Origin of the sequence: Bradyrhizobium sp. CCGUVB14 (assembly GCF_024199935.1) — a bacterium.
GTDB lineage: Bacteria > Pseudomonadota > Alphaproteobacteria > Rhizobiales > Xanthobacteraceae > Bradyrhizobium.
Genome location: NZ_JANADS010000001.1, coordinates 235807 through 261098 on the forward strand (window position 1 = coordinate 235807; position 25292 = coordinate 261098).

21 protein-coding genes are annotated in these 25292 nt (G+C 64.7%); 8 read left to right on the top strand and 13 right to left on the bottom strand.

The annotated features are described in order from the left end of the window. The first annotated feature begins 71 nt into the window (after positions 1–71). From mnmG to NLM32_RS01125, 4 genes are all read left to right on the top strand, one after another. Positions 72–1952 (top strand): tRNA uridine-5-carboxymethylaminomethyl(34) synthesis enzyme MnmG, encoded by a 1881-nt coding sequence (gene mnmG, locus NLM32_RS01110; protein WP_254127388.1) that lies wholly within the window; start codon positions 72–74, stop codon positions 1950–1952. 105 nt (positions 1953–2057) lie between these two features. Beyond that, positions 2058–2729, top strand: coding sequence for a 16S rRNA (guanine(527)-N(7))-methyltransferase RsmG (gene rsmG / locus NLM32_RS01115; RefSeq protein WP_254135176.1), 672 nt, complete (start codon positions 2058–2060; stop codon positions 2727–2729). Between the two features lie 31 nt (positions 2730–2760). Continuing rightward, positions 2761–3615, top strand: a complete 855-nt coding sequence (locus NLM32_RS01120) for a ParA family protein (RefSeq protein ID WP_254127389.1) — start codon at positions 2761–2763, stop codon at positions 3613–3615. Between the two features lie 149 nt (positions 3616–3764). After that, a complete protein-coding gene (locus tag NLM32_RS01125) occupies positions 3765–4652 on the top strand; it encodes a ParB/RepB/Spo0J family partition protein (protein WP_254127390.1) in 888 nt (295 codons plus the stop codon). Positions 4653–4893: 241 nt separating this feature from the next. Here the strand turns inward: NLM32_RS01125 and holA are convergent, their stop codons facing one another. From holA to leuS, 3 genes are read right to left on the bottom strand one after another with little or no spacing between them, the layout of a single operon-like run. Beyond that, complete coding sequence (gene holA / locus NLM32_RS01130) at positions 4894–5922, bottom strand: DNA polymerase III subunit delta (RefSeq protein WP_254135177.1); 1029 nt, start codon at positions 5920–5922, stop codon at positions 4894–4896. A 58-nt stretch (positions 5923–5980) separates the two neighbouring features. Next, a complete protein-coding gene (lptE, locus tag NLM32_RS01135; protein WP_254127391.1) occupies positions 5981–6532 on the bottom strand; it encodes an LPS assembly lipoprotein LptE in 552 nt (183 codons plus the stop codon). Continuing rightward, a complete protein-coding gene (leuS, locus tag NLM32_RS01140; protein WP_254127392.1) occupies positions 6519–9143 on the bottom strand; it encodes a leucine--tRNA ligase in 2625 nt (874 codons plus the stop codon). The genes lptE and leuS overlap by 14 nt, the downstream gene beginning before the upstream one ends. 192 nt (positions 9144–9335) lie before the next feature. Here leuS and NLM32_RS01145 point away from each other — a divergent pair, with 192 nt between their 5' ends. Further along, a complete protein-coding gene (locus NLM32_RS01145) occupies positions 9336–10382 on the top strand; it encodes a GGDEF domain-containing protein (protein ID WP_254127393.1) in 1047 nt (348 codons plus the stop codon). A gap of 36 nt (positions 10383–10418) precedes the next feature. On the opposite strand, the gene NLM32_RS01150 is transcribed toward NLM32_RS01145, so the two are convergent. Beyond that, the gene (locus NLM32_RS01150) at positions 10419–12116 is read right to left on the bottom strand and encodes a diguanylate cyclase domain-containing protein (protein WP_254127394.1); all 1698 of its coding nucleotides are present in this window, start codon (positions 12114–12116) and stop codon (positions 10419–10421) included. A 107-nt stretch (positions 12117–12223) separates the two neighbouring features. Here NLM32_RS01150 and NLM32_RS01155 point away from each other — a divergent pair, with 107 nt between their 5' ends. Beyond that, positions 12224–12913, top strand: a complete 690-nt coding sequence (locus NLM32_RS01155; RefSeq protein ID WP_254127395.1) for a YggS family pyridoxal phosphate-dependent enzyme — start codon at positions 12224–12226, stop codon at positions 12911–12913. A gap of 176 nt (positions 12914–13089) precedes the next feature. On the opposite strand, the gene NLM32_RS01160 is transcribed toward NLM32_RS01155, so the two are convergent. Further along, positions 13090–13863: a 2-keto-4-pentenoate hydratase gene (locus tag NLM32_RS01160; protein ID WP_254127396.1), complete on the bottom strand. Its 774-nt coding sequence runs from the start codon at positions 13861–13863 to the stop codon at positions 13090–13092. 6 nt (positions 13864–13869) lie between these two features. Continuing rightward, a complete protein-coding gene (locus tag NLM32_RS01165; protein WP_375143510.1) occupies positions 13870–14406 on the bottom strand; it encodes a L,D-transpeptidase in 537 nt (178 codons plus the stop codon). A gap of 236 nt (positions 14407–14642) precedes the next feature. On the opposite strand from NLM32_RS01165, the gene NLM32_RS01170 reads away from it, so the two are divergent. Beyond that, positions 14643–15329 (top strand): response regulator transcription factor, encoded by a 687-nt coding sequence (locus tag NLM32_RS01170; RefSeq protein ID WP_007598630.1) that lies wholly within the window; start codon positions 14643–14645, stop codon positions 15327–15329. Between the two features lie 60 nt (positions 15330–15389). Then, positions 15390–15833, top strand: coding sequence for a cyclic nucleotide-binding domain-containing protein (locus tag NLM32_RS01175; protein ID WP_254127397.1), 444 nt, complete (start codon positions 15390–15392; stop codon positions 15831–15833). Positions 15834–15869: 36 nt separating this feature from the next. On the opposite strand, the gene NLM32_RS01180 is transcribed toward NLM32_RS01175, so the two are convergent. The 7 genes from NLM32_RS01180 to NLM32_RS01210 form a co-directional block, all read right to left on the bottom strand. Beyond that, the gene (locus tag NLM32_RS01180) at positions 15870–17432 is read right to left on the bottom strand and encodes a hypothetical protein (RefSeq protein WP_254127398.1); all 1563 of its coding nucleotides are present in this window, start codon (positions 17430–17432) and stop codon (positions 15870–15872) included. 16 nt (positions 17433–17448) lie between these two features. Further along, positions 17449–18264 carry an exodeoxyribonuclease III gene (xth, locus tag NLM32_RS01185; protein ID WP_254127399.1) on the bottom strand — a complete coding sequence of 272 codons (816 nt, stop codon included), beginning with the start codon at positions 18262–18264 and terminating at the stop codon, positions 17449–17451. 59 nt (positions 18265–18323) lie between these two features. Next, positions 18324–19082 (bottom strand): outer membrane lipoprotein carrier protein LolA, encoded by a 759-nt coding sequence (locus NLM32_RS01190; protein ID WP_254135179.1) that lies wholly within the window; start codon positions 19080–19082, stop codon positions 18324–18326. Positions 19083–19234: 152 nt separating this feature from the next. Further along, positions 19235–21718 carry a DNA translocase FtsK gene (locus NLM32_RS01195; RefSeq protein WP_254127400.1) on the bottom strand — a complete coding sequence of 828 codons (2484 nt, stop codon included), beginning with the start codon at positions 21716–21718 and terminating at the stop codon, positions 19235–19237. 8 nt (positions 21719–21726) lie between these two features. After that, on the bottom strand, positions 21727–22941 hold the full coding sequence (locus tag NLM32_RS01200; protein ID WP_254127401.1) for an aminotransferase class I/II-fold pyridoxal phosphate-dependent enzyme: 1215 nt from the start codon (positions 22939–22941) through the stop codon (positions 21727–21729). Positions 22942–23180: 239 nt separating this feature from the next. After that, positions 23181–23585, bottom strand: coding sequence for a GFA family protein (locus NLM32_RS01205; protein WP_254127402.1), 405 nt, complete (start codon positions 23583–23585; stop codon positions 23181–23183). A 221-nt stretch (positions 23586–23806) separates the two neighbouring features. After that, positions 23807–25255, bottom strand: a complete 1449-nt coding sequence (locus NLM32_RS01210) for an ammonium transporter (RefSeq protein WP_254127403.1) — start codon at positions 25253–25255, stop codon at positions 23807–23809. Between the last annotated feature and the right edge of the window lie 37 nt (positions 25256–25292).

Below are 25292 nucleotides of genomic sequence, written 5' to 3' on the forward strand. Positions count from 1 at the left end.
GTTTCACGTGAAACACCCGCCTCCCCAGTTTCCACTTCCGGCTTTCCTGCCGCTGAGCTAGAAGTCCGGCCATGCGAGCAGAGCGAGAGAGTTTCGACGTCATCGTCATTGGCGGCGGCCACGCCGGCTGTGAGGCCGCGGCTGCGTCTGCCCGGATGGGCGCGACGACCGCTCTGGTGACACACCGTTTCTCGACCATCGGCGCGATGTCCTGCAATCCCGCGATCGGTGGCTTGGGTAAGGGTCATCTGGTCCGCGAGGTCGATGCGCTCGATGGTCTGATGGGTCGCGTTGGTGATGCAGGCGGTATCCAGTTTCGCGTTCTCAATCGCCGCAAGGGCCCGGCTGTCCGTGGTCCGCGGGCCCAGGCCGACCGGAAGCTTTATGCCGCCGCCATGCAGGCCGCGATCCGCGCGACCGAGGGTCTTTCCGTCATCGAAGGCGAGGCCGACGAACTGATCGTGGTCGATGGCCGGGTCACGGGACTTCGTCTGGCGGAGGGTCGGGAGCTCCGGGCAGGGGCTGTCGTCGTCACCACCGGCACCTTTCTCCGCGGTCTGATTCATCTCGGCGAGAAGAATTGGCCTGCCGGCCGTGTCGGTGAGGCGCCGGCGATGGGTCTTTCGGCCTCCTTCGAGCGTGCCGGCTTCACTCTCGGACGGCTGAAGACCGGGACTCCGCCGCGTCTCGACGGCTCCACGATCGACTGGTCCGCGGTCGAAATGCAGCCCGGAGACGAGCCGCCGGAGCCGTTCTCGGTCATGACCAAAGGGATCACGACCCCACAGATCCAGTGCGGGATCACCCGGACCACGACCGCCACCCATGAGGTGATCCGGGCCAACGTTCATCGCTCTCCGATGTACTCCGGTCAGATCAAGAGCTCCGGTCCGCGCTATTGTCCCTCGATCGAGGACAAGATCGTCCGCTTCGGCGACCGGGACGGCCACCAGATCTTCCTGGAGCCGGAAGGTCTCGACGACACCACGGTCTATCCCAACGGCATCTCGACCTCGCTTCCGGAGGAGGTCCAGCTCGCGATCCTCGCCAGCATCCCCGGCCTGGAGCGGGTCAAGATGGTCCGCCCGGGCTATGCCATCGAATACGACCACATCGATCCCCGCCAACTCGATCCAACCCTGCAGACCAAGCGTCTGCGCGGTCTTTTCCTGGCCGGGCAGATCAATGGCACGACGGGATACGAAGAGGCCGCCGGGCAGGGCATCGTGGCCGGCCTCAACGCGGCGCTCTCCGCCAGCGGAGCTGCACTGACAGTGTTCGACCGTGCGGACGGCTATCTCGGCGTGATGATCGACGACCTCGTGACCCGCGGGATCAGCGAGCCCTATCGGATGTTCACCTCACGGGCCGAATACCGGCTGACCTTGCGGGCCGACAATGCCGATCAGCGCCTGACCGAGAAGGGGATCGCGTTGGGCTGTGTCGGGAGTGCCCGGACCCAGCATCATCGCGCCAAAATGGACGCCCTGAACGCCGCGCGGGCGCTGTCGAAGTCACTGACCATCACCCCGAACGAGGCGATCAAGCTCGGGCTGTCCCTGAACCGCGATGGCCAGCGCCGCTCGGCGTTCGAGCTGATGGCCTATCCGGATATCGGCTGGAGCCAGGTCCGAGCGATCTGGCCGGAGCTGTCCGCCATCGATCCCGTCATCGCCACCCACCTCGAGATCGACGCCAAGTACGACGTCTATCTCGAGCGCCAGAGCGCTGACGTCGAAGCCTTCCGGCGCGACGAGGGGATGGTGCTGTCGGAGGTCGACTACAGCCTCGTCCCCGGTCTCTCCAATGAGGTTCGGGCCAAGCTGGAGAAGGTGCGGCCGTTCACCGTCGGCCAGGCCGGTCGGATCGACGGTATGACGCCGGCGGCCCTCGGCATCCTTGCGGCCTATCTCCGCCGCGAGGCACGCAAGACTTCCAAAGCAATCGCATAGGCGTTTCACGTGAAACAGCGCGGCGGGGACAAACCGCTCTCCCGACGACCCGGCACAGGTGAGGGCGCCGGTCGTCGAACCGAGCCGGCACCAACCAGGCCTAAGATCGACAAGGCCAACGCCAACGATCAGGCGCTCGATTCCATCATCGCCGCGGACAAGCGCACGGCCCTGAAGCTCGCGCCCGTTTCACATGAAACAGAGGCGCGGCTCGATCGCTACATCGCGCTGCTGCGGGAGTGGCAGGCCAAGACCAATCTGGTCGCGCCCTCGACCCTGCCAAACCTCTGGACCCGGCACATCGCCGATTCGCTTCAGCTCGTGGATCTCGCGCCGACCGCAAAGCGCTGGGCCGATCTCGGCAGCGGCGGCGGATTTCCAGGCGTCGTGCTGGCGTGCGCCATGGCGGGGTCGCCGGGCGCGAGCGTCCACCTCGTCGAGCGAATCGCCAAGAAGGCCGCTTTTTTGCGCGAAGCAATCCGCGTCACCACATCTCCGGGAGTCGTACATCTCGCTGAGATCGGGGATAATGTGGATAGAATCACCGGCCCCGTCGATTGCGTCACCGCCCGTGCGCTGGCTCCGCTACATCAACTCATCGGCTTTGCGGAGCCGCTGATGCGCCAGGGTGCAAAAGCGCTGTTTCCGAAGGGTCAAGATGTAGAGGCTGAATTGACCGAAGCCGCTAAATATTGGAATATTCAGCCGCAACTCCACCGAAGCCGGACCGGTGACGGTTGGATCGTCGAGCTGACTTCAGTTGAACGGCGCGGGTGAGGCACTCAGGGGTTGAGTTGGGGAATTTTCGATGACCGTGATTGACGAGCCGCAGCAAGAACAGACCGATCAAGTGCCCCATGGTCACCCGCGCATCCTGGCGCTGGCGAATCAGAAGGGCGGCGTGGGAAAAACAACCACAGCGATCAATCTTGGCACGGCACTCGCTGCGATTGGCGAGCGCGTCCTGATCGTCGATCTCGATCCGCAGGGCAACGCCTCGACCGGCCTCGGCATCGATCGCCGCAACCGCTCGTGCTCGACCTATGACGTGCTGATCGGCGAAGCCCCGCTGCGCGAAGCATTGGTCTCGACCGCGGTGCCGCGGCTGCACATCGCGCCCTCGACCATGGATCTCTCCGGCCTTGAGCTCGAGCTCGGCACCACGCCCGGCCGCGCCTTCAAGCTGCGCGATGCGATCGGTGCGCTCAACAACAACGTCTCGCCGGACGCCGACTACACCTACGTGCTGATCGACTGCCCGCCGTCGCTCAACCTGCTCACGGTCAATGCGATGGCCGCGTCGGACGCGATCCTGGTGCCGCTGCAGTGTGAGTTCTTCGCACTCGAAGGTCTGTCGCAATTGCTGCAGACGGTGGAGCAGGTGCGCTCGACGCTGAACCCGAACCTGTCGATCCACGGCATCGTGCTGACCATGTTCGACTCGCGCAACAACCTCTCGAACCAAGTCGTGGCCGACGTCCGCCAGTTCATGGGCGAGAAGGTCTACAAGACCATGATCCCGCGCAACGTGCGCATCTCGGAAGCGCCGTCCTACGGCAAGCCGGTGCTGGTCTACGATCTCAAATGCGTCGGCAGCGAAGCTTACTTGCGACTCGCCACCGAAGTCATCCAGCGCGAGCGCGAGCTGCGCGTCACGCATTGAAGCGACGTTGATTCGTAGGATGGGTAGAGCGCAGCGAAACCCATCATCACTTGCACGAACAGCGATGGGTTTCGCTTCGCTCTACCCATCCTACAAGTTTCGATAATTCAGTTCTGGAGTGCTGCAGCGTGAATCCAAGGGAGCTGGCGATGGCCGACGAAGCGCGTTCGCGACTGGGCCGGGGTCTTGCAAGTCTGATCGGTGATGTCGGCGGAGAGGCTCAGCACGTCGACCGTCCGCGCGCGCAGCGCAAGGTGCCGATCGAATTCATCAAGGCCAATCCGCGCAATCCGCGTCGGACCTTTTCGGACACCGAGCTCAAGGAGCTCTCCGAATCCATCAAGCAACACGGCGTGATCCAGCCGATCGTGGTGCGCCCGGTAAAGGGCACGCAGGATCGCTTCGAGATCATCGCCGGCGAACGGCGCTGGCGCGCCTCGCAGATGGCCGGCCTGCATGAAGTCCCGATCGTGCCGGTCGACATCAGCGACAGCGATGCGCTGGAATTCGCGATCGTCGAGAACGTGCAGCGCGAAGACCTCAACCCGATGGAAGAGGCGCTCGGCTACCACGCGCTCGCCAACGAGTTCAAGCGCAGCCAGGACGACATCGCAAAGGTCGTCGGCAAGAGCCGCAGCCACATCGCCAACATGATGCGGCTGACCAAGCTGCCGACCGAGGTGCAGGCCTTGATCACCAGCGGCGATCTGACAGCCGGCCATGCCCGCGCGTTGATCGGCGTGCCCGATCCGCTCGCGGCCGCCAAGCGCATCGTCGCGGAGGGCCTCAACGTCCGCCAGGCCGAAGCGCTCGCGCATGAAGAGGGCGTGCCGGAGCGCAAGCCGCAAAAGGCGCGTGCGACTGCCGGGAAGGAAAAGGATCCGGATACGATCGATCTCGAGAAACGCGTCAGCGATGCGCTCGGCCTCAAGGTCACAGTCAATCACCGCGATCCCGGCGGCTCGGTCCAGATCAACTACCGCAACCTCGATCAGCTCGACGAGGTGATGAAGCGGCTCGCGAAGGGCGCGCTGTAGCTCACGCACACGCTCTATCGCCGTCACCCTGAGGTGGCCGCTTCTTCAGCGGCCCTCGAAGGGCGACGGCCCGGCTACATCGGGGCCGTTCATCCTTCGAGGCTCAGGGCACGATGCTGCGCATCGCGCCACGCGCACCTCAGGATGACGAGTTTGGCGCTTCGCTTCTTTGTTGTGAGCGGTTCTGCATCCACATCGTCATTGCTTCGCTGCGCTCGCAATGACGGGGAGAGAGCGGGGCCTACCCCCGCCGCTTCGCATTCGCCGCGATGGCCATCAGCGTGCGCTGGGCGATTGCCGCGGCGAGCGTCGATTGCTTGCGGGTGTCGAGCGCGGCGGTCGCAAGCTGCTCGATGATGCCGGCGAGCCGTGCCACGCTGAAATTGCGCAGCGCGGTTTCGACCATGGGCTTCCGTGAGAAATGCAGCCGCGGGAATCCGCCGTCGAGCACGGCGGAGGCAGGCTGGCCGTCGGCGATCGCGAGCGCGGATTTGTGCAGCCACGCCGCCTGGCGCTGCGCGGCCGAGATGATCACGCCGGGATAAGTGCCGGCGATCATGGCCTTTGCGAATTCGGTCTCGACAATATCGGGCCGGCCGGCGAAGGCGCCATCGACGATCGGATCCAGCTTCAGCTCGGAGGCATCCGCGACGACGGACATCACATCATCCAGCGTGATCTCGCCTTTGCCGTGGGCATAGAGCGTGAGCTTGCGCAGCTCGTTGCGCGAGGCCTGGCGGTCGCCGCCGAGGAACGACATCAGCGCGGCGCGGGCATCTTGCGCGATGCGCAGGTTGGCGATGCGAAGCTCGTCCTCCATCAGCTTGGCGAGGTCGCGCTCGGTGTCGGGATAGCAGCCGATCGCCACGGCCGTCTTGGCCTTCTCGCAGGCCTTGCGCAGCGGCGATTCCGGGCGCAGCTCGCCGGCCTCGATCACGATGCGGCATTCCTTCACGTTCATCTCGGCCAGCGTGTCGACGCCGCTGGCAAAGCTGCGCGAGCCGGCGCGGATGCGAATGGCGCGGCGGCCGCCGAACAGCGGCACGGTCATGGCCTCGTCGACCAGGCGCGACGGCTCGGCCGAGAGCTCGTCGCCGTCGAGTTTGACCAGCGAGAAGGGATCGTTGGGATCGTCGACGGCGGACGCAATCAGTGCGTCGGCACGCTCGCGCACGAGGCCGGCATCGGGACCGTAGAGCAGGATGATCGGACGGCCCGCGTCGGGGCGGGCGAGGAAGGCGTCGATCTCTTTTCCGCGCAACGCGACCATCGGGCCCAATATGGATCGAGACTCCGGGCTCGCCCGTCAGGCACCCCGAAAGGACAGACTAGGTGCCCGCGGTGAAGAACGCGGCGAGCCTTGTGTTGATGTTGTCGGCAATCTCGTTGGAGGCACGATCCTCGGCGTCACGCACCGCGCGGTTGCGGGAGAAGCGCTGGTAGGAGCCGGGCATGTCGTAAGACACGCGCGAGAACGTCGTGCCGGTCATCACCGATTTGCCGGTCGCGATCTCGATCAGATTGTACTGGCAGTCGATGCCGTAGTTCTCGCTGTTCGGCAGGCCGGTGTTGGGATCGACGATCAGGGACGTCTTGCTGGAGGTGAAGCGGATCACCAGGCGGTGGGTCGGCGGCATGCCCGTGGCCGAGCCGTAGAGCTTGAACGCCAACGCGTTGCGGACCTCGACCCCGACGCGCGCCTCACGCGAGGCATTCGCCTTGTCGATCGGCGGAAGATCGACACCCATCAGCTTCTCGCGCAAGCCGGGGGTGCCGTCGGTATGCTCGGCATACATCGGCTGGAAGCAGCCGGCCGTCGTCGCCGCCAAGGCGGCAACCGCCAGCAAGCGGGCTGCGATACGGATCCTAGCCGACAACATTCACGATCCTCTTGGGGACGATGATCACCTTGCGGACGGGCTTGCCGTCCAGGGCCAATTTTACCGCATCGAGGGCCAAAACGGCAGCCTCGATTTCCGGATTCTGGGCCGCTGTTGCAACTGTGACATCACCCCGTTTCTTGCCGTTGACCTGAACCACGAGGGTCACGCTGTCTTCAACCAGCAAATCGCGTTCGATTTGCGGCCAATTGGCCTCGGAAACCAGCCCCTTGTGGCCGAGAACCTGCCAGCATTCCTCGGCCAGGTGCGGCATCATCGGGGAGAACAGCTGGACCAGGATCTGGCTGGCCTCCCGGATGGCCCAGGCGAGATCGGCCGCCGGCTGGCTGGGGCGCTGCAGCACCTCGGAAAACGTGTTCGTGAATTCGCGGATATGGGCGAGGCAGACGTTGAAGTGCAGCCGCTCGACGCCGGTCGTCACCTTGTCGAGCGCGCCGTGGGCGGCCTTGCGCAGGAGGAGCGCGTCGTCGCCGAACGAGGCCGGCCGGGCCACGGGGGCGGCCTTGCCGAGTTCAACCGCATCGTTCACCAGCCGCCACAGCCGCTGCACGAAGCGCGAGGCGCCCTGGACGCGCTCGTCGCTCCAGATCACGTCGCGGTCGGGCGGGGAGTCCGACAGCATGAACCAGCGGGCGACGTCGGCGCCATAGGTCGCGATGATGTCGTCGGGGTCGACCGTGTTCTTCTTCGACTTCGACATCTTCTCGATCGCGCCGATCTGGACGGCTTCGCCGGTCGCGAGCAGCGTGGCACGGCGGTCACTGCCGGTGCCTTCGACCTTCACCTCGGCCGGCTGCACCCAGCTGCCGTCGGCCTTCTGGTAGGTCTCGTGCACCACCATGCCCTGCGTGAACATGCCGGCGAACGGCTCGTCGAGCGCGATGTGCCCGGTCGCCTTCATGGCGCGGGTGAAGAAGCGGCTGTAGAGCAGATGCAGGATCGCGTGCTCGACGCCGCCGATATACTGGTCGACCGGCAGCATCCGGTTGGCGACCGCAGGTGTCGTCGGCGCGTTCTCGTTCCAGGGATCGGTGAAGCGCGCAAAATACCAGGACGAATCCACGAAGGTGTCCATGGTGTCGGTTTCGCGCTGCGCTTTGCCGCCGCATTTCGGGCAGGTGACGTGCTTCCAGGTCGGATGATGATCGAGCGCGTTGCCCGGCTTGTCGAAGCTCACGTCCTCCGGCAGCACCACCGGCAACTGGTCGTCCGGCACCGGCACCACGTCGCACTTGGGACAGTGGATGACGGGAATCGGGCAGCCCCAATAGCGCTGGCGCGAAATGCCCCAGTCGCGCAGGCGGAAATTGACCTGGCGCTCGCCGACCGGCGCGTTGCCGCGCAGCTCGTTTTCCAGACGTTTTGCGACTTCATCCTTGGCTTGATCGATGGTCATGCCGTGGAGGAAGCGCGAATTGATCATGCGCCCGTCACCGTCATAGGCGGTGTCGGATATGACGAACGTCTTGGGATCCTGGCCCTCGGGACACACGACCGGTGTGTTGCCGAGATTGTACTTGTTGACGAAGTCGAGGTCGCGCTGGTCATGCGCGGGGCAGCCGAAGATCGCACCCGTGCCGTATTCCATCAGCACGAAGTTCGCGACATAGACCGGCAGCTTCCAGCTCGGGTCGAACGGATGCACCGCGCGGATGCCGGTATCAAAACCCTGCTTCTCTGCGGTGTCGATGATCGATTGCGCCGTGCCGATCTTCTTGATGTCGGCAATGAACTCCGCAAGCTTCGGGTTCTTCGCCGCGGCCGCCTGCGCCAGCGGATGATCCGCCGAGATCGCCATGAACTTCGCGCCGAACAGCGTGTCGGGGCGCGTCGTGAAGATCTTCAGCTCGCTCTCGCCGGCAGGCGTGGTCGCCTGGTCCAGCGCGAAGCGGACCAGCAGTCCCTCGGAGCGGCCGATCCAGTTGCGCTGCATCAGCCGCACCTTGTCGGGCCAGCGGTCGAGGCTATCAAGCGCGGACAGCAATTCCTGCGAGTACTTCGTGATCTTGAAGACCCACTGGCTCATCTCGCGCTGTTCGACGACAGCACCGGAACGCCAGCCGCGGCCGTCGATCACCTGCTCGTTGGCGAGCACGGTCATGTCGACCGGATCCCAGTTGAGCTTGCGCTTCTCGCGCTCGGCGAGACCTGCGGCGAGCATGTCCAGAAACATCTTCTGCTGATGCTTGTAGTAGCTGGGGTCGCAGGTCGCGAACTCGCGGCTCCAGTCCAGCGACAGCCCGATCGAGCGGAGCTGCTTCTTCATCGCGGCGATGTTGTCGTAGGTCCAGGCCTTGGGCGCGACCTTGCGCTCGATGGCGGCGTTCTCGGCCGGCAGGCCGAAGGCGTCCCAGCCCATCGGATGCAGCACGTTAAAACCCTTGGCGCGCATGAAGCGGGCCAGCACGTCGCCGAGCGTGTAGTTGCGGACATGGCCGATATGGATGCGCCCGGACGGGTAGGGGAACATCTCCAGCACATAGTATTTCGGCCGCGAATCGTCGTTCTTCGAGACGAAGATCGCCTGTTCGTCCCATTGGCGTTGCCAGCGCGGTTCGGCGTCGCGGGCGTTATAGCGTTCGGAGGTCATGGAATCGTTGCGTTTTCGTGGTTTCGGCGGCCTGAAGAGGCCGGACTAGGCCATAGAAGTCCTCGGGGGGTCAATGGGTTGCCGCGGGCGGTGGCGCCCCGCAATGCTGCTCCGCAAAAGTACCGATGAGGGCATTGGGATCGGATTAAGGGGTCGGTGCGAATTTGGCCCTCACAGCACCCCCTGCAGGCGATGGATTCAGGCTTCGACGATCCCGATTACGACTATGCCGCGTCCATCGCCGGACGGGCGGTGCGGAGCATGGAAGACCAGCGGATTCCGCCGACGCCGACCAATTTTGCCATCTGGTTCCAGTATTACGCCGGCAGCCATGATGACCTGCGCAACGCCATCGACCTCCTGATCGACCACAACCGTCCGTTCGACACCAGGACCAATCAGGACCTGTTCGAGACCTATATCGCGCCCCAGGTGAGCGCCGTCGTGGTCCACACGTCCGAGCGGTTGCATGCCCTGATGGGCGCGGCGAAGGAGTTTTTGGCCACCGCGATCGCCGACAATCGCTCCCAGATGCAGGCGATCAGCCAGGTGGCTGACCAGGGCCAGGCCGGCGTCGATCCGAAGACACTGGTTGCCCAGCTCATGAACGAGCTGGCGCGGGCGGCCACCCGAACGACGCGGCTCGAGGCGGGCTTTGCGGAAAAGACACGCGAGCTCGACGTGATCCGTGATTCGCTATCCAAATCCGAAGAGCGCGCCCGGACCGACACGCTGACCGGGCTGGCAAACCGGCGGGCGCTGGATGAATTCCTGCGCAAGGCGCAGACGACGGCGGATTGGGGCGAGCCGCTCAGCGTGCTTCTGCTCGACATCGACCACTTCAAGACCTTCAACGACAATTTCGGCCACGGCGTCGGCGATCAGGTGCTGCGCCTGATGGCCAAGGTGTTGCGCGAAAGGGTGCGCCCGCAGGATCTGTCCGCGCGCTATGGCGGCGAGGAGCTGATCGCGGTGCTGCCGGACGCCGATCTTGCGGCTTGCGCCGAGACGGCCGAGCGCATCAGGCGCGCGATTGCGGAGTGCACCATCACGCGCCGCTCGACCGGCGAAGTGCTGCCGAACATCACGGTCTCAATCGGCGTGGCGCAGTATCGGACGGGTGAGAACGTTGCCGATCTGATCGAGCGCTGCGACCGCGCGCTCTATCTCGCCAAGGGCGGTGGGCGCAATCGCGTGGTGACGGAGAGCGAGCTCGATCGTGCCGAGGCTGCGGGTTAGATCGAGCACAACGCGCGCGGAACAAGCCGTCGCGCTTTAACCTGCCATCGCGATTTCGGCGGTGGTGCCCTCGATCCGCAAAATGCCGTGCTCGACGACATTGTTGCGGCCGCGATGTTTGGCGGCGTAGAGCGCAGCGTCGGCGGCTTCGATCAGATCGCCCGGACGCAAGGTCTCGTTCGGCCGCGTCGCCGCAACGCCGATCGACACGGTCACCACCATGTGGGCCGAGGTGATGTGCGGCAGGCAAAGCTTCAGCACCGCGGCACGCACCAGCTCGCCGATCTCGACGGCGCGGTGCACGTCGGTGTTCGGCAGCAGCAGGCAGAATTCTTCGCCGCCATAACGCGCCGCAAAGCCCATGGTGTCGGCGGCGATGCCGGACAGCGACTCGCCGAGCCGGGTCAGGCAGGAATCGCCTTCGAGATGACCGTAGGTGTCGTTGAACAGCTTGAAATGGTCGACGTCGATCATCAGAAGCGCAAGCTCGCTGCCATATTGCTGCGCGCGCATCCATTCGAAGTCGAGACGGCTCTGGAAGCCGCGCCGGTTGGCAAGCCCTGACAGCATGTCGATCGACGCCATCACCGTCAGCCGGTCATTGGTCGCGATCAGCTCGCGCTCGCGCTGGCTGAGCTGCGCCGCCATCGCGTTGAAGGCGCGCGCCAGCGGCACGAATTCGGACGGCAGCCGGTTGCGCGCCGCGCGGGCCGACAGGTCGCCCTCGCCGAGACGCTTGGCCATGTCGGCAAGCATTTCGATCGGCTTGATCACGAGCTTCTCGGCGGCGATCAGCGCGCCGAGCAGCACGAACACGACGACGAAGGCGAGCTGCAGATAGGCGGTGCGGATGTCGCGGCTGACCGCCGCGGACACCTTGTCCTCGTCGATGCTGGCGATCAGGCGGGCATTGGTGCCGGCGATGCGGGTGTAGCTGACCGCGCGCCGCGAGCCGTCGGCGGCGAGAAACGACAGCGAGCCTTCGTCCTGGTCGGAGCGCAAGGCCATGTCGGCGATCGCCGACATCAGCGGCATGTTGTCGAGCGGGCGTCCGACCGCGCTGTGCTGGTCGGCGGGCGCAGCCAGCACGGTGCCGGCGCTGTCGACCAGCACCGCCGTGATGCCGGCGCGGCCGCCCAGATTGTTCATGACCTTCGACATCCAGTCGAGGTTGACGGTGGCGAGCACGACGGCATCGGCAACGCCGCTGAACGCGGAGACCGGATAGACCGCCATGACGGTCGGCGACTGCACCGGCCGCGACAGGATGAAGTCGGACAGCACGAAGCGGCCGGTCTCCTGCGCCTGCTGGAAGTAGGGCCGGTCGGAGAGATCGAGGCCGACATACATGTTGTTGGTCGCGCACTGGATGCGGCCGTCCTGGCCGGCGATCAGAAGCGTGCGGATCCAGGGAAGACTCGTCGGCAGGCTCGCGCGCAACACGTCGCAGCTCTTGCTGACGCCGCCGGCGGAGGCGCGGATGAAGGCTTCCGATTTCAGGATGGTCTCGACCGACGAGATCACCTCGCGCTGCGCATCGGCGCTGTGCCGTGCGACGGTGGTGAATTCGGCGGTGGCTTGCGCGATCTGCTTGGTGCGGGTGTCCTCGAGCGAGCGAATGCGCTCGAGCATCAACGGCGCGACCAGAATCACCGCGAGCAACGCAAGCCGGGCCCTGATGCCGAGGACCTGCTTGAGTTTTGCTCGTTTGCGGTTGAAACTAACGTTTGCCATCTTCACTGCCCACCCCGCGGGCAAGGTAAAGCGAAGGGTTCAAAAACTCTTTCTTGAACTCGGTAAAATTGGAACTACCTCCGTTACTCCTGCAATTGATCGACGTCATGACAGATGAAAACGCCGCGCCGGTAACCGGCGATTCACCAAATGCGCTCGCCGCGGTCGAAGCGGAAATTGCACGCGCCTGCAAGGATGCGCGGCGCGAGCGCGCCTCCGTGACGCTGATCGCGGTGTCCAAGACTTTCGCGGCGGATGCAATTATCCCGGTTATCGGCGCCGGACAGCGCGTGTTCGGCGAGAATCGCGTGCAGGAGGCCAAAGGCAAGTGGCCGGCGTTAACGTCCGTTTACCCGGACATCGCGCTGCATCTGATCGGGCCGCTGCAATCCAACAAGGCGAAAGAGGCGGTGGCGCTGTTCGATGCCATCCATTCGGTCGACCGTCCGAGCATTTGCCAGGCGTTAGCCAAAGAAATCGAATCCCAGAACAAGCACCCGCAACTCTTCGTGCAGATCAATGTCGGCGAGGAGCCGCAGAAGGCCGGCGTCGCGCCCGCTGACGCCGACGCCTTCCTCGCGAGCTGTCGCGACACCTACGGCCTGACGATCTCCGGCCTGATGTGCATCCCGCCGGTCGACGAGCCGCCGGCGGCGCATTTCGCGCTGACCGCCAAGATCGCTGCGCGCAACGGATTGCAGAACCTGTCGATGGGCATGAGCGCGGACTATGCGACCGCCATCATGCTGGGCGCCACCCATGTGCGCGTGGGCAGCGCGATCTTCGGGCACAGGTAGTTGCTGTCGTCCCGGCGAAGGCCGGGACCCATACCGCGTGATTTTTGATTGGTGCGCGGTCTTCGTACCGGCGAAAGTAAGGTAACTCTGGTCTTCGCCAAACTTCTCCCTTGGGTTATGGGTCCCGGATCTGCGCTTCGCTTGTCCGGGACGACGGTGGAGTGTGAGGCTGCCCCCTACGCGAACCTCACGGACACATTCCCCAACACGCCAAAATCCACCGCAAAGTGATCGCCGGCCTGGATCGGCAGTGGCGGATGGCACGTGCCCGTCGTCACCACCTCCCCTGCCCGCAAGGTGATGCCGAGTCCGCGCAGCTCGTTGGCGAGCCAGGCCAGGGCCACGCGGGGATCGCCGAGCACGTTCTTGCCGTGCCCGACATAACGCTCGCCGCGCAGCGTGATCTGCGGCCGTTCCTCGACGAGATCCATCGCGCGCCAGTTGGCCGACGTCGCGGCACCCAGCACGAACAAATGCGCGCAGGCATTGTCGGCGATCAACTGCGCCTCGCCGGCGCTGGCAAAATCGGTAAAGCGCGAATCCGGAATTTCGATCGCGGGATGCAAGCTGTCGACGGCCGCAAGCACCTCATCGACGCTGTAGGGCGAAGGCCGCGGCGCCAGATCGCGTCCCATGCGGAAGCAGAATTCGGGCTCGCCAACGCGCATCGCGTTGCCCTTCATCGATGCGGTGCCGCCGTCGGCGATGACGGTGTCGCGCATGATGCGACCGGCCAGCGGGCCCGCGACATTGATGTGCTTCTGTCCGGCCTCGCTCGTCGCGGCGATCTTCCAGCCGAACACGCGATCGCCAAGTGCTGTCTGCACCGCGTAACCGTCAGCACGGCTTTGTGGTCGAAGCGGTGGCTCGAGCGCGTCAAGCTTGCTGCCGTCGCGCCAATGTCGAACGAGGACCTGCGAGGCGGCGGCGATCTGATCCTTGTCGAGCATGTGTCCTCACCCGATGATGATTCTTGTTCTTGGTCCGATCAGCCGCAGCAATTGTAGCATCGCCGCCTTGGTCATGGAGACGCAGCCCGCGGTCGGGCCGAAATTGTCGCGCGCCAGATGCAGGAACACCGCGCTGCCGCGGCCGGCGATGCGCGGCCTGGTGTTGTGGTCGATTTCGATGATGAAGTCATAGAGCTGGTCGGCGCGCTTGAGCCGGTCACCGCCCTCGCCCTCCCCGCGCCGGATCCACCGGTTGTAGTGGCGATCGGCGGGATCCTCGCACCAGGCGTCCGCGCCGGTGATGAGCCGGGCCGGCAGAAACGTCCGGGGCCGGCTGTGCCGGTCGCCCCGCCACCACAATTGCCGGGGTCGAAAGCTGCCCCTCGGGGTGCCGCCGTCGCCCTCGCGCTTGTTGGCCAGAATGCCGCCGCGCCCCAGCGCCACCGGAATCGTCAGCTGTCCGGCCGTCAGCCAGCCCCGGCGCGGATTGCCGGCGGCAGGCTTAACGCGGATCGCCGAGAGCTGCTGGACGCGTCGATTCATGGTATAAGCATCTGACTTGGCGTGAGTTTTCATGTGACCGGGCGGTATCGAATTCATTACAGGACATTCATCAATCCGCCCTGCTATTCTGGGTTAGAGTAATTCCGGCTTGTGAATCGGTAACAGCCCACTACTTCAACACGAACAACAATAAAAACAGCGACCCTTTAAACTTCCCATCACGGCTGGGTGCGGCATGCATGCGCGCCTGGTCGACCCCAAAAGGATGATCCCCCATGGCCAATGCCCGCAAGATCCTGATCGTGGATGACGATACCGATCTGCGCGACACGTTGGTGGAGCAATTATCGCTGCACGAAGAATTTGAAGCCTCCGCCGTCGATACTGGCGCCAAGGGTGCCAGCGCCGCAAAGGCCAACGCCCCCGATCTCGTGCTGATGGATGTCGGACTTCCCGACACCGACGGCCGCGAAGTGGTCCGCTCCCTGCGCAAGGGCGGCTTCAAGGCGCCGATCATCATGCTGACGGGGCATGACACCGATTCCGACACGATTTTGGGCCTGGAATCCGGCGCCAACGACTATGTCGCAAAGCCCTTCCGTTTTGCCGTATTGCTGGCCCGCATCCGCGCCCAGCTGCGCCAGCACGAGGCCAGCGAAGACGCGGTGTTCTCGGTCGGCCCCTATTCCTTCCGTCCCGGCTCGAAGATGCTGACCGCTGCCAATGCGCGCAAGGTCCGTCTCACCGAGAAGGAAACGGCGATCCTGCGCTTCCTCTACCGCGCCGGCCAGATGCCGGTGTCGCGCGAGACCCTGCTCCAGGAGGTCTGGGGCTACAATTCGGGCGTCACCACCCACACGCTGGAAACCCACATCTACCGTCTTCGCCAGAAGATCGAGAAGGATGCCGCCAACCCGGAAATCCTGGTGACGGAAGCCGGTGGCTACAAGCTGGTGCCGTGATACGTTCCAGGAACGCGCGATTCGTCGTAAATTAGCGCGTTCCACGAGCCTCGGACCGGAATGTCAATCGATGACGACGTAGCGCTGCTCGAGCGTGTCCCGACACTGCGCCTGTTGGGAGACGCCTCGTTGCGCATGCTGGCGATCGGCTCCGAGCAGCGTGACTTCGTGCGCGGCGACATCCTCTTCAATCTCGGTGACGATGCCGACGCCGGCTTCGTGGTCCAGCGCGGCGCCTTTCGCGTCGATGACGGCGCCGGCGCCGAGATGATTGCAGGCCCCGGTACGCTGATCGGCGAGCTCGCGCTGGTCGTGCCGATGAAGCGGCCCTCGGGCGCGGTGGCGCTGGAACATTCCTCCGTCATCCGCGTCGCGCGCAGCCTGTTTCAGCGCGTGCTCGAAAGCGATCCCGCCGCGGCGCTCCGCCTCCGCGACGAGTTTGCGGTACGCTCCAGCCAGATCGCGAGCGACATTCTGATGGCCGGTGCGAAGCTGAGCACCTGAGCGCGGCAGATTTAGCCGGGCCCTGCTCCGCCGATTTCATTCCTTGTTGAAGGCGTACAGCGCGCTGCGGTCGTCCTGGTAGAGCCGCCGCAGTCCCGGCATGACCGGCAGGTGCGACGCATCGACGTCGAGCAGCCAGACATGATCGAAGCGATCGCGCGGAATTTGCGCGATCCTTTGCGCGAGCGCAGCGCTCAGATCGCCGTCGCAGTCGACCGGGGCGATTTCGATGTACTGCGACGGATCCGCGTTGAACGCGGTGCCGCGTGCACGGAGCGGTGTCAGGAGTTGCTGACCACCCGATGCGTCCCATTGCGAATTGACGAAGGCGTCTCGCCGGACGATGGCGAGCGACCCCAGATGCGCGACACGCGGTGCACGCCATCGCTCGCAGCCTGGTGGCCGTGTCAGGACGGCGATGCTTGCGCCGCGCGGAACGTCGTTCAGGGCCTGCAAATGTTGCGCGTAACCGGAATCATAGGCCGCAAATCCGACAGCCATGGCGGCGATCCGAATCGCAAAAACAGCCAGGGCCATGCCGGCTATCATCGCGGCGGCGCGCCGCAGGCGGTCGGTGGGCGCGATGGCGGTGAGGCCGACGATGAAGAAGATGGGCCATAGCCGCACATCGGCATAGACCGCGCCGAACATCTCGCCTGGCATCAGCAGGATCAGAATGAGGAGGCTTGCGGCTCCGACCAGCAGTGCCGGATTGCGCCTGACGTCACGGCTGCGGATTCCAAAGTACAGCAGGCCGATGGCCAGCAGCAGGCTCAGCGTATCGAGCCAGATATTCTGGTCACGCAGCGTCCAGACCAGTCCAGTGATCTTCGTACTGATGTCGAAGAAATGCCCCGTCGCGGCGGCGCCATTGCCCTGCCGCCAGACGATCATGAGCAAAGCGGGAATCATGACGGGCCAGGCGCGTCGCAGAATGACGAGCACCATGGCAGGCCATGCTGCCGGCGCACGTTTCCAGCTGCGGCAGAGCTCGAAGGCCCCGACGAGGACGACCAGAACGACCCAGCCATAGGCGTGAGCGAGCCAGACCACGCAGGCAGCCGCCGCGAACAGCGCGACGCGCATCAGCGAGCCGTTCTTCCCGGCCGTCTCGACCCAGGATGCGAAAACGTGCAACGCGAGCGCACAGCCGAGCCAGTAATTCACGAAGCCGAGCTGGAACGGATAGGCCACCGCGAACCATGCGGCCGCGATGGCAAAGGGCGTGAGCTCGCCGTGCAGCGCCCGGCTGATACGCCCGATCGCGGAGATCATGAGCAGCGGAAGCGCCAGCGCAATCAGCCAGGCCGCGCGTTCGAGACCGAGCAGAGGCGCCAGCGGCGCGATGAGCAATTCAACGCCGAGATTGCCGACCAGTTGCCAGTGAAAATCCCAGTTCTGCTGGAGCGCCGGCGAGTCCGACAGGTGCAGCTGCACATGGTAACGGCCGATATGGGCGAGGTAATCGATCAGCGGCGGCGTGTGCACGAACCAGAACGGGACCGTGCTCAGCAACATCAATCCCGGCACGACGAAACGGGAATTCCACCACGCACGAACCGGCGGTTCTGGGTGCTCTGACGGTGCGGGCGTGCCCATCGTCGTCTCCGAAGGCCTAGACGTCCAGCGTCACCGTCACCGGCACGTGGTCCGACGGCCGTTCCCAGCTTCGCGCATCGCGCAAGATTTTGAAATCCTGGACCGCGTCTTTCAGCGCGCGCGAGACCCAGATGTGGTCGAGCCTGCGGCCGCGGTCGCCGACGGTCCAGTCGGCGGAGCGATAGCTCCACCACGTGTAGACCTTTTCCGACATCGGGATGCGGTCGCGCGCGACGTCGACCCATTCGCCGGCGCTGAGTGCGGCCTGCAGCTTCTCGGTCTCGATCGGCGTGTGCGAAACGACCTTCAGCAGCTGCTTGTGAGACCACACGTCGTTCTCGTGCGGCGCGACGTTGAGATCGCCGACCAGGATGTGGCGATCATCCCCGCGCGGATGCAGCGGTTCGCACGTCTTCATCTCGTCGAGAAAGCGGAGCTTGTGGTCGAACTTCTCGTTCAGCGCGGGATCGGGAATGTCGCCGCCGGCGGGCACGTAGAAATTATGCAGCACCAGCGGCTTCGCGATGTTCGCCTTCCCGCCGAACGACACCGAGATGTGACGCGAATCCACCTTGTCGCAGAAGGTGCGGATGTCCGTGGATTCGAATGGAATCTTCGAGACGATGGCGACGCCGTGATAGCCCTTCTGCCCGTTCAGCGCGACGTGCTCGTAGCCGAGCCGCTTGAAGCGCTTTAGCGGAAAGGCGTCGTCGATGCACTTGGTCTCCTGGAGACACAGCACGTCCGGCCGCGCGCTCTTGAGAAATTTCGCGACCAGATCGATGCGCAGCCGCACCGAATTGATGTTCCAGGTTGTCAGGGAAAGACGCATGGGAATTGCGTCTTAGCATGGATTGGCGTGGGGGAATCGCTTGTCCACAGGGGCGGTGCCTACCCCGGCGACGGCACGCTGTAATTGGTGAAGTCGATCTTGAACATGCTGGGATCGAGCTTCTTGCCGGCATCGAGATTGTAGACCGCGATCGTGGTGTCGTAGCCCTGCGGATCGGTGACGGTCCATTGCTTGAGCTGGCCGTCCTTGGCGCCGATCATCAGCAGCAGGCGGCTGGTGCCGACCAAAGCCTGCTTCTCCTCGATGGTGACGCTGATGAAGAGATCGTCGGCGGTCACGTTGACCACGTTGGTGTCCTTCATCAGGTCGATGCGGTCCGACAGCAGGAAGCGCAGCGGCGTCTGCGACAGCGGATAGACGTCCTGGGTCGCGAGCTTGCGGTCACGCACCACCACCGAGGATCCGTCGGCGACGATGTCGATCGGGCTCGGCGGATCATATTCGAAGCGCAGCTTGCCCGGCTTCTGGATGTAGAAATCGCCCTGTGTCTTGCTGCCGTCGGGGCCGACCTGGACGAAGTTTCCGACCAGCGTCGATAGCGACGACAGGTAGGCGCTGACCTTGGCCGCCTGCGCCTTCTGCTTGTCGTCGAAGGTCTGGAAGATGCTGCTCGGCACGTTGCGGCGCGGATCGGGAATGATCGGATTCGGCGGTGTCTGCGTCGCGCCGGTGATCGACGGTCCGCCCGACGGCGGAGCCGCGTCGCGGGCCTTCGGCGCCGGCTTCGGCACGGGCACCGTCTGCGCCATCGACGCCGAGGTCACCATCGCGGCGGTGGCGAGAAGCACGGCCGCCACGCGCGCGCCGCGCGTGGCAAAAGAAGCCGCGAATCGATTGTCCGGATGTTGGGTCAACGCGTCGTCCTGTATGGCTGGGCGTCGTTTTAGCGTGATTTCGGGCAAAAGCAGATAACGATTTTGCGTGAAATAGGACTTTGAGGCGGCTTGCCTCACATATGGCTGTCTTCTTCCTCGACCAGAATCTCGCGCTTGCCGGCGTGGTTGGCGGGGCCGACGATGCCTTCCAGTTCCATGCGCTCCATCAGCGATGCGGCGCGGTTATAGCCGATCTGCAGGCGGCGCTGGATGTAGCTGGTCGAGGCCTTGCGGTCGCGTTTGACGATGGCAACGGCCTGCTGGAACAGGTCGCCGCCGCCGTCCGCGCCCATGCCACTGGCGTCGAACACGGCGCCACCGTCCTCGTCCTCGGTCGGCTCCTCGGCCGTAACCGCCTCGAGATATTCGGGCTGGCCCTGGGTCTTGAGGTGGCGCACCACCTTCTCGACTTCATCGTCAGAGGCGAAGGGACCGTGCACGCGGCTGATGCGGCCGCCACCGGCCATGTAGAGCATGTCGCCCTGGCCGAGCAGCTGCTCGGCGCCCATCTCGCCCAGAATGGTGCGGCTGTCGATCTTCGAGGTGACCTGGAAGGCGATGCGGGTCGGAAAGTTCGCCTTGATGGTGCCGGTGATGACGTCGACCGACGGGCGCTGCGTCGCGAGGATCACATGCAGGCCGGCGGCGCGCGCCATCTGCGCGAGACGTTGGACGGCGCCTTCGATGTCCTTGCCGGCGACCATCATGAGGTCGGCCATTTCGTCGACGATGATGACGATGTAGGGCAGCGGATCGAGCGAGAGCTTCTCTTCCTCGTAGATCGCCTTGCCGGTTTCCTTGTCGAAGCCGGTGTGCACGGTGCGCGTCGGCTCTTCGCCCTTGGCCTTCAATTCGCCCAGGCGCGTGTTGTAGCCGTCGATGTTGCGCACACCGAGCTTGGCCATGTTCTTGTAGCGCTCTTCCATCTCGCGCACGGCCCATTTCAGCGCGACCACCGCCTTCTTCGGATCGGTCACGACCGGGGTGAGCAGATGGGGAATGCCGTCATAGACGGAGAGTTCGAGCATCTTCGGATCGACCATGATCAGCCGGCACTGGTCTGGGCGCAGCCGATAGACCAGGCTGAGGATCATGGTGTTGATCGCGACCGACTTGCCGGAGCCGGTGGTACCGGCGATCAGCATGTGCGGCGTGCGCGCGAGGTCGATGATGACGGGATCGCCGCCGATGGTCTTGCCGAGGCAGAGCGGCAGCTTTGCAACCGTGTCGACGGTCTCCTTGGCGACCAGCAGCTCGCGCAGATAGACCTTTTCACGATGCGCGTTCGGCAGCTCGATGCCGATGGCATTGCGGCCGGGGACGACGGCGACGCGCGCCGACAGCGCGCTCATCGAACGCGCGATATCGTCGGCGAGTCCGATCACGCGCGACGACTTGATGCCGGGCGCAGGTTCGAGTTCGTACAGCGTGACGACCGGGCCCGGATTGGCCTTCACGATCTCGCCGCGCACGCCGAAATCCTGCAGCACGCCTTCGAGCGAACGCGAATTGGCTTCCAGCTCGGCCTTGCTGAGCGGCTGGCGATCGCCGGCCTTCGGCGCAGCCAGCACGGAGACGGACGGAAGCTCGAACTTGTCGGAGGATTTCTTGGAAGCGGCTTTCGGTGCAGCCTTCTTGCGCGTCGCGCGCGCGGGCGCCTCTTCCTCTTCTTCCTCCTCCTCGTCTTCCTCTTCTTCTTCCTGCTCGTCCTCGTGCTCTTCGTCCTCGGACTGCGGTGAGATCGAGGGCGCGGCGCGGCCGCCGAGATTGGGTTCCTGCCGGCTGAACGAAACGGCCTTGGTCTTCGAGCCACTCGACACCAGCGAGCGATACGCCGCGCCGAACAGCCAGATCAGCCGCGCCTTGGTGCTCATCAGCGCGTGGAACAGCCAGCCCAGCGATACCGAGCCACGATCGCTCTCCTCGTCGTCCTCGAGCGGCTTGTCGTCGTCCTCGATCTCCGCGAGCTCTTCGTCATGCTCGCGTGCGCCGAGCCCGCAGGCGATCAGGAAGGTCGCAGCCAGCGCGACGAACAGGATGATTCCGAGCACCATGCGATAGATCACACCGGGAGGCCCGAAGATCACCGCCGGCGCGCGCACCAGCGCATCGCCGACCACGCCGCCAAGCCCGGTCGGCAGCGGCCAGGCGCCACCATGCGGCCAGCAGCTGACGAAGCCCGCCGCGATCACGGTGCAGAGAATCCAGGAGCCGAGCCGCAGCGCCTCGCGGTCGAACGGGCGATGCGTCATCATCCGCCAACCCCACACCGCGACCGTCAGGATCAGCATGATCGCGCCGAGCCCGAGGATCTGCATCGCAAGGTCGGCGCCGATGGCGCCGGCATAGCCGAGGATGTTGTGGATCGGCCGCGAGGTCGCGTGGCTGAGGCTCGGGTCCTGCACCGACCAGGTCATCAGCGCGGCGGACGCGATACCCGACAGCGTGATCAGGCCGAGGCCGGTGAGCTCGCGCACGCGCCGGCTCAGCGCCTCGCGGATCGAGGGCGGCAGATGGCCGACCAGGGGAATCACACGTTCGATTGCCGACATGCTCATGGGCCCGCCTAACCCAGAGTTTCGACCAGCCGGTGCAGCGCCTGCGCCGTGGTCTCACTATCCTGCACCAGCGCCAGGCGAATGTAGCCGGCACCGGGATTGAAGCCGTCGGGCTGACGCCGCGCCAGATAGGAACCGGGCACCACGCGCACGCCGGCCTCCTTGAAAAGCTTGAGAGTCACCGAGACGTCGTCGCCGATCTCGGACGTATTGAGCCAGACGCAGAAGCCGGCGTCGGGCCGGCGATAGCCGTAACGATTGCCGATGATCTGGTCGGCGAGATCGAACTTGATCCGGTACAGCCTGCGGTTCTCCTCGACATGGGCCTCGTCGCCATAGGCAACGGTCGCGACATGCTGGAGCGGCACCGGCACCTGCGGCGCCGCGATGTTGCGCAGCTCCAGGAACATGCCGATGAGCTTCTTGTCGCCGGCGGCGAAGCCGACGCGCAGGCCCGGCAGGTTGGAGCGCTTCGACAGCGACTGGAACGCAGCCACGCGGGTGAAATCGGGGCCCGCGCATTCGAGCGCGCTGCCAGGTGCCTCGCGGGTGTAGATCTCGGAGTAGCACTCGTCGCTCAGGATCACGAAGTTATGGCGATCGGCGAGGCTCTTCAGGCGCGTGAAATAATCGCGTGATGCGACCGAGCCCTGCGGATTGGCGGGCGACGCCAGATAGAACGCCACCGTGCGCGCGAGCGTCGCTTCGTCGATGGCGTCGAGATCGGGCAGGAACCCGTTGTCGATCGTGGTCGGCAGATAGACCGACTCGCAGGCTGCGGCGCCGGCGCCGGCGCCATAGACCGGATAGAACGGGTTCGGCATCAGGATGGCGGGCTTGCCGGGCTTGGGCCCGACATAGCGCGCTGCTGCGATCGCGGCGAGGAACAGCCCCTCTCGGCTGCCATTGAGCACGAGAATCTCGACCTTGGGGTCCAGCGGCCGCGGCAGCCTGAAGCGCGACGACAGCCAGGCGCTCGCCGCCTGGCGGAATGGCTCGGTGCCCTGGTTCATCGGGTAACGGCCGAAATCGGCGATATGCTTGGCCAGCACCGGACCGACGAAATCCGGCACCGGATGCTGCGGTTCGCCGACTGCGAGCGAAATCAAGGGCTTGCCGGGCTGATGCGGCGCCAACAGCTCGTTCAGCCGGACAAAGGGCGAGCGTTCGGTGTCGGAGCTTCCACTGGCCTGCGGCGCACGGGATGAAGCGGTCATGACCATTCTGGGCGCCAGTACTCTCGGAACGGCCGGTCGCGCGCAGGCGCCGGCGGGAAAGCGGTTCAGTTCACCATAGATAGGGCGAGGTTAAGACGCGATTAACCATCGGCCGGCCGACCCGTCCAGAGCGGGAATAATAAGGCCGGATAACAACGGGATGCATGGCTTATTCGCGTCGCCGCGGCGCGATCGCGTCGATGACGCAATCGCCGCCGCGCCGATCCGCTGACGGGCGGTGCCTGTCAGTGTGCCGGCAGCTTCTCGAAGGTCGCCATGCCCGCGGGGATCGCGTGGAACTCCTGCTTGTCGCAGGTGTAGATCGCCATCTGCGGATGGAACTGTTTGGGTTCGTCCAGCGTGCCGACCTTGAGGATGGCCGCCGGCAGTCCCGGAACCTTGGTCACCAGATGGGTGCCGCATTCGGCGCAGAATTCACGGGTAACCGCGCGCTCGAGGTCCTTGCGGGTGAATTGCTTCGGTTGGCCGGTGATGTAGCTGAAGCCTGCCGCCGGCATGGCGATGAAGGTGTTGGGCGCGCCGCCCGAAATGTACTGGCACTCGCGGCAGTGACATTGGGCCTGCATCATCGGATCGCCCTCGGCCACGTAGCGCACTTCGCCGCAATAGCATCCGCCTTCCAAACGCATGACGACCTCCCGTTTTGTTGTTCGTTGTGGTCGTTATTTCTGCGCCGGCTACCTGGAATGGCAATCTTTTTCTGCTGCGCGCGGGTCAAAAAGAATCCCGGCAAAAAGAAAGGGGCTCCAACTTGCGCTGGAGCCCCTCAACGGTCGGGGCATTGCCGGGTATGTGCCCAAACCGTAGGAGTGGACGCGATCCCCGAAGAGACCGCGCCCGGGAGGAGTCGTTACATGTTGTAGGCGCGTTCGGTGTGGTCGGTGATGTCGAGGCCTTCACGCTCGCTCTCGACATTGGCGCGGAGGCCAACGATCACATCGACGACCTTGTAGAGGATCGCCGAACCGACGCCCGACCACACCAGCGTGGTGCAGACGGCTTCGATCTGGGAGAGCATCTGCGCCGCGAAGTCGTAATCGGCAACCTTGGGCGGGATCGCGGTGTAGTCGATGATGCCCGCACCACCGAGAGCCGGATTGACCAGGATGCCGGTGCCGAGGGCGCCGACGATGCCGCCGATGCAGTGCACGCCGAAGACGTCGAGCGAGTCATCGTAGCCGAGCGCGTTCTTCACCACGGTGCAGAAGAACAGGCAGACCACGCCGACCACGAGGCCGAGGACGATCGCACCCATCACGCCGGAGAAGCCGGCGGCAGGGGTGACGGCCACGAGGCCCGCGACAGCGCCGGAGATGACGCCGAGCACCGACGGATGACCCTTCACGATCCACTCCGCGAACATCCACGACAGCGCGGCGGCTGCGGTGGCGACGAAGGAGTTGGTCATGGCGAGGGCAGCGCCGCCGTTGGCTTCGAGGTTGGAGCCGGCGTTGAAGCCGAACCAGCCGACCCAAAGCAGCGAGGCGCCGATCATCGACATGGTCAGCGAGTGCGGAGCCATCAGCTCCTTGCCGTAGCCGGTGCGCTTGCCGATCAGCAGAGCGCCGACGAGACCTGCGATGCCGGCGTTGATGTGCACCACGGTGCCACCAGCGAAGTCGATCGCGCCCTTCTTGAAGATCCAGCCGGCGTCGGCGTTGATCTCGTCGAGCTTGGCCTGAGCCGCGGTCTTCGCAGCCGCGTCACCCGCAGCAGCCAGAGCCTTGGCAGCGTCCTGGATCGCGTCCGGGCCGGGCCAGTACCAGACCATGTGCGCGATCGGGAAGTAGATCAGCGTGACCCAGAGCGGGATGAACAGGGCGATCGCCGAGAACTTCATGCGCTCGGCGAAGGCGCCGACGATGAGGGCGGGCGTGATCGCCGCGAAGGTCATCTGGAAGCACATATAGACGAGCTCCGAGATGTTGGCGTCGACCGAGAAGGTCGCGGCCTTCGAGTCGGTGGTGACGCCCATCATGAAGGCCTTGGAGAAGCCGCCGATGAAGTCGGAGCCGCCGGTGAAGGCGAGGCTGTAGCCGTACACGGCCCAGATCACGGTGACGACGCAGACGGTGTAGAACACCTGCATCAGGACCGAGAGCATGTTCTTGGAACGAACGAGGCCGCCGTAGAACAGCGCGAGACCCGGGATCGTCATCAACAGCACGAGCACTGTCGATGTCAGCATCCAGGCGTTATCTCCCTTGTTGACCGTTGGCTCGGCATAGGCCGCGGTCGCAGCGAACAGGCCGACTGCGAGAGCCGCCAATCCCGCGCCATAGGGACGCTTAAACGTCATTTCATTTACTCCTGATTGGATTTTGGTTGAGCGCGAA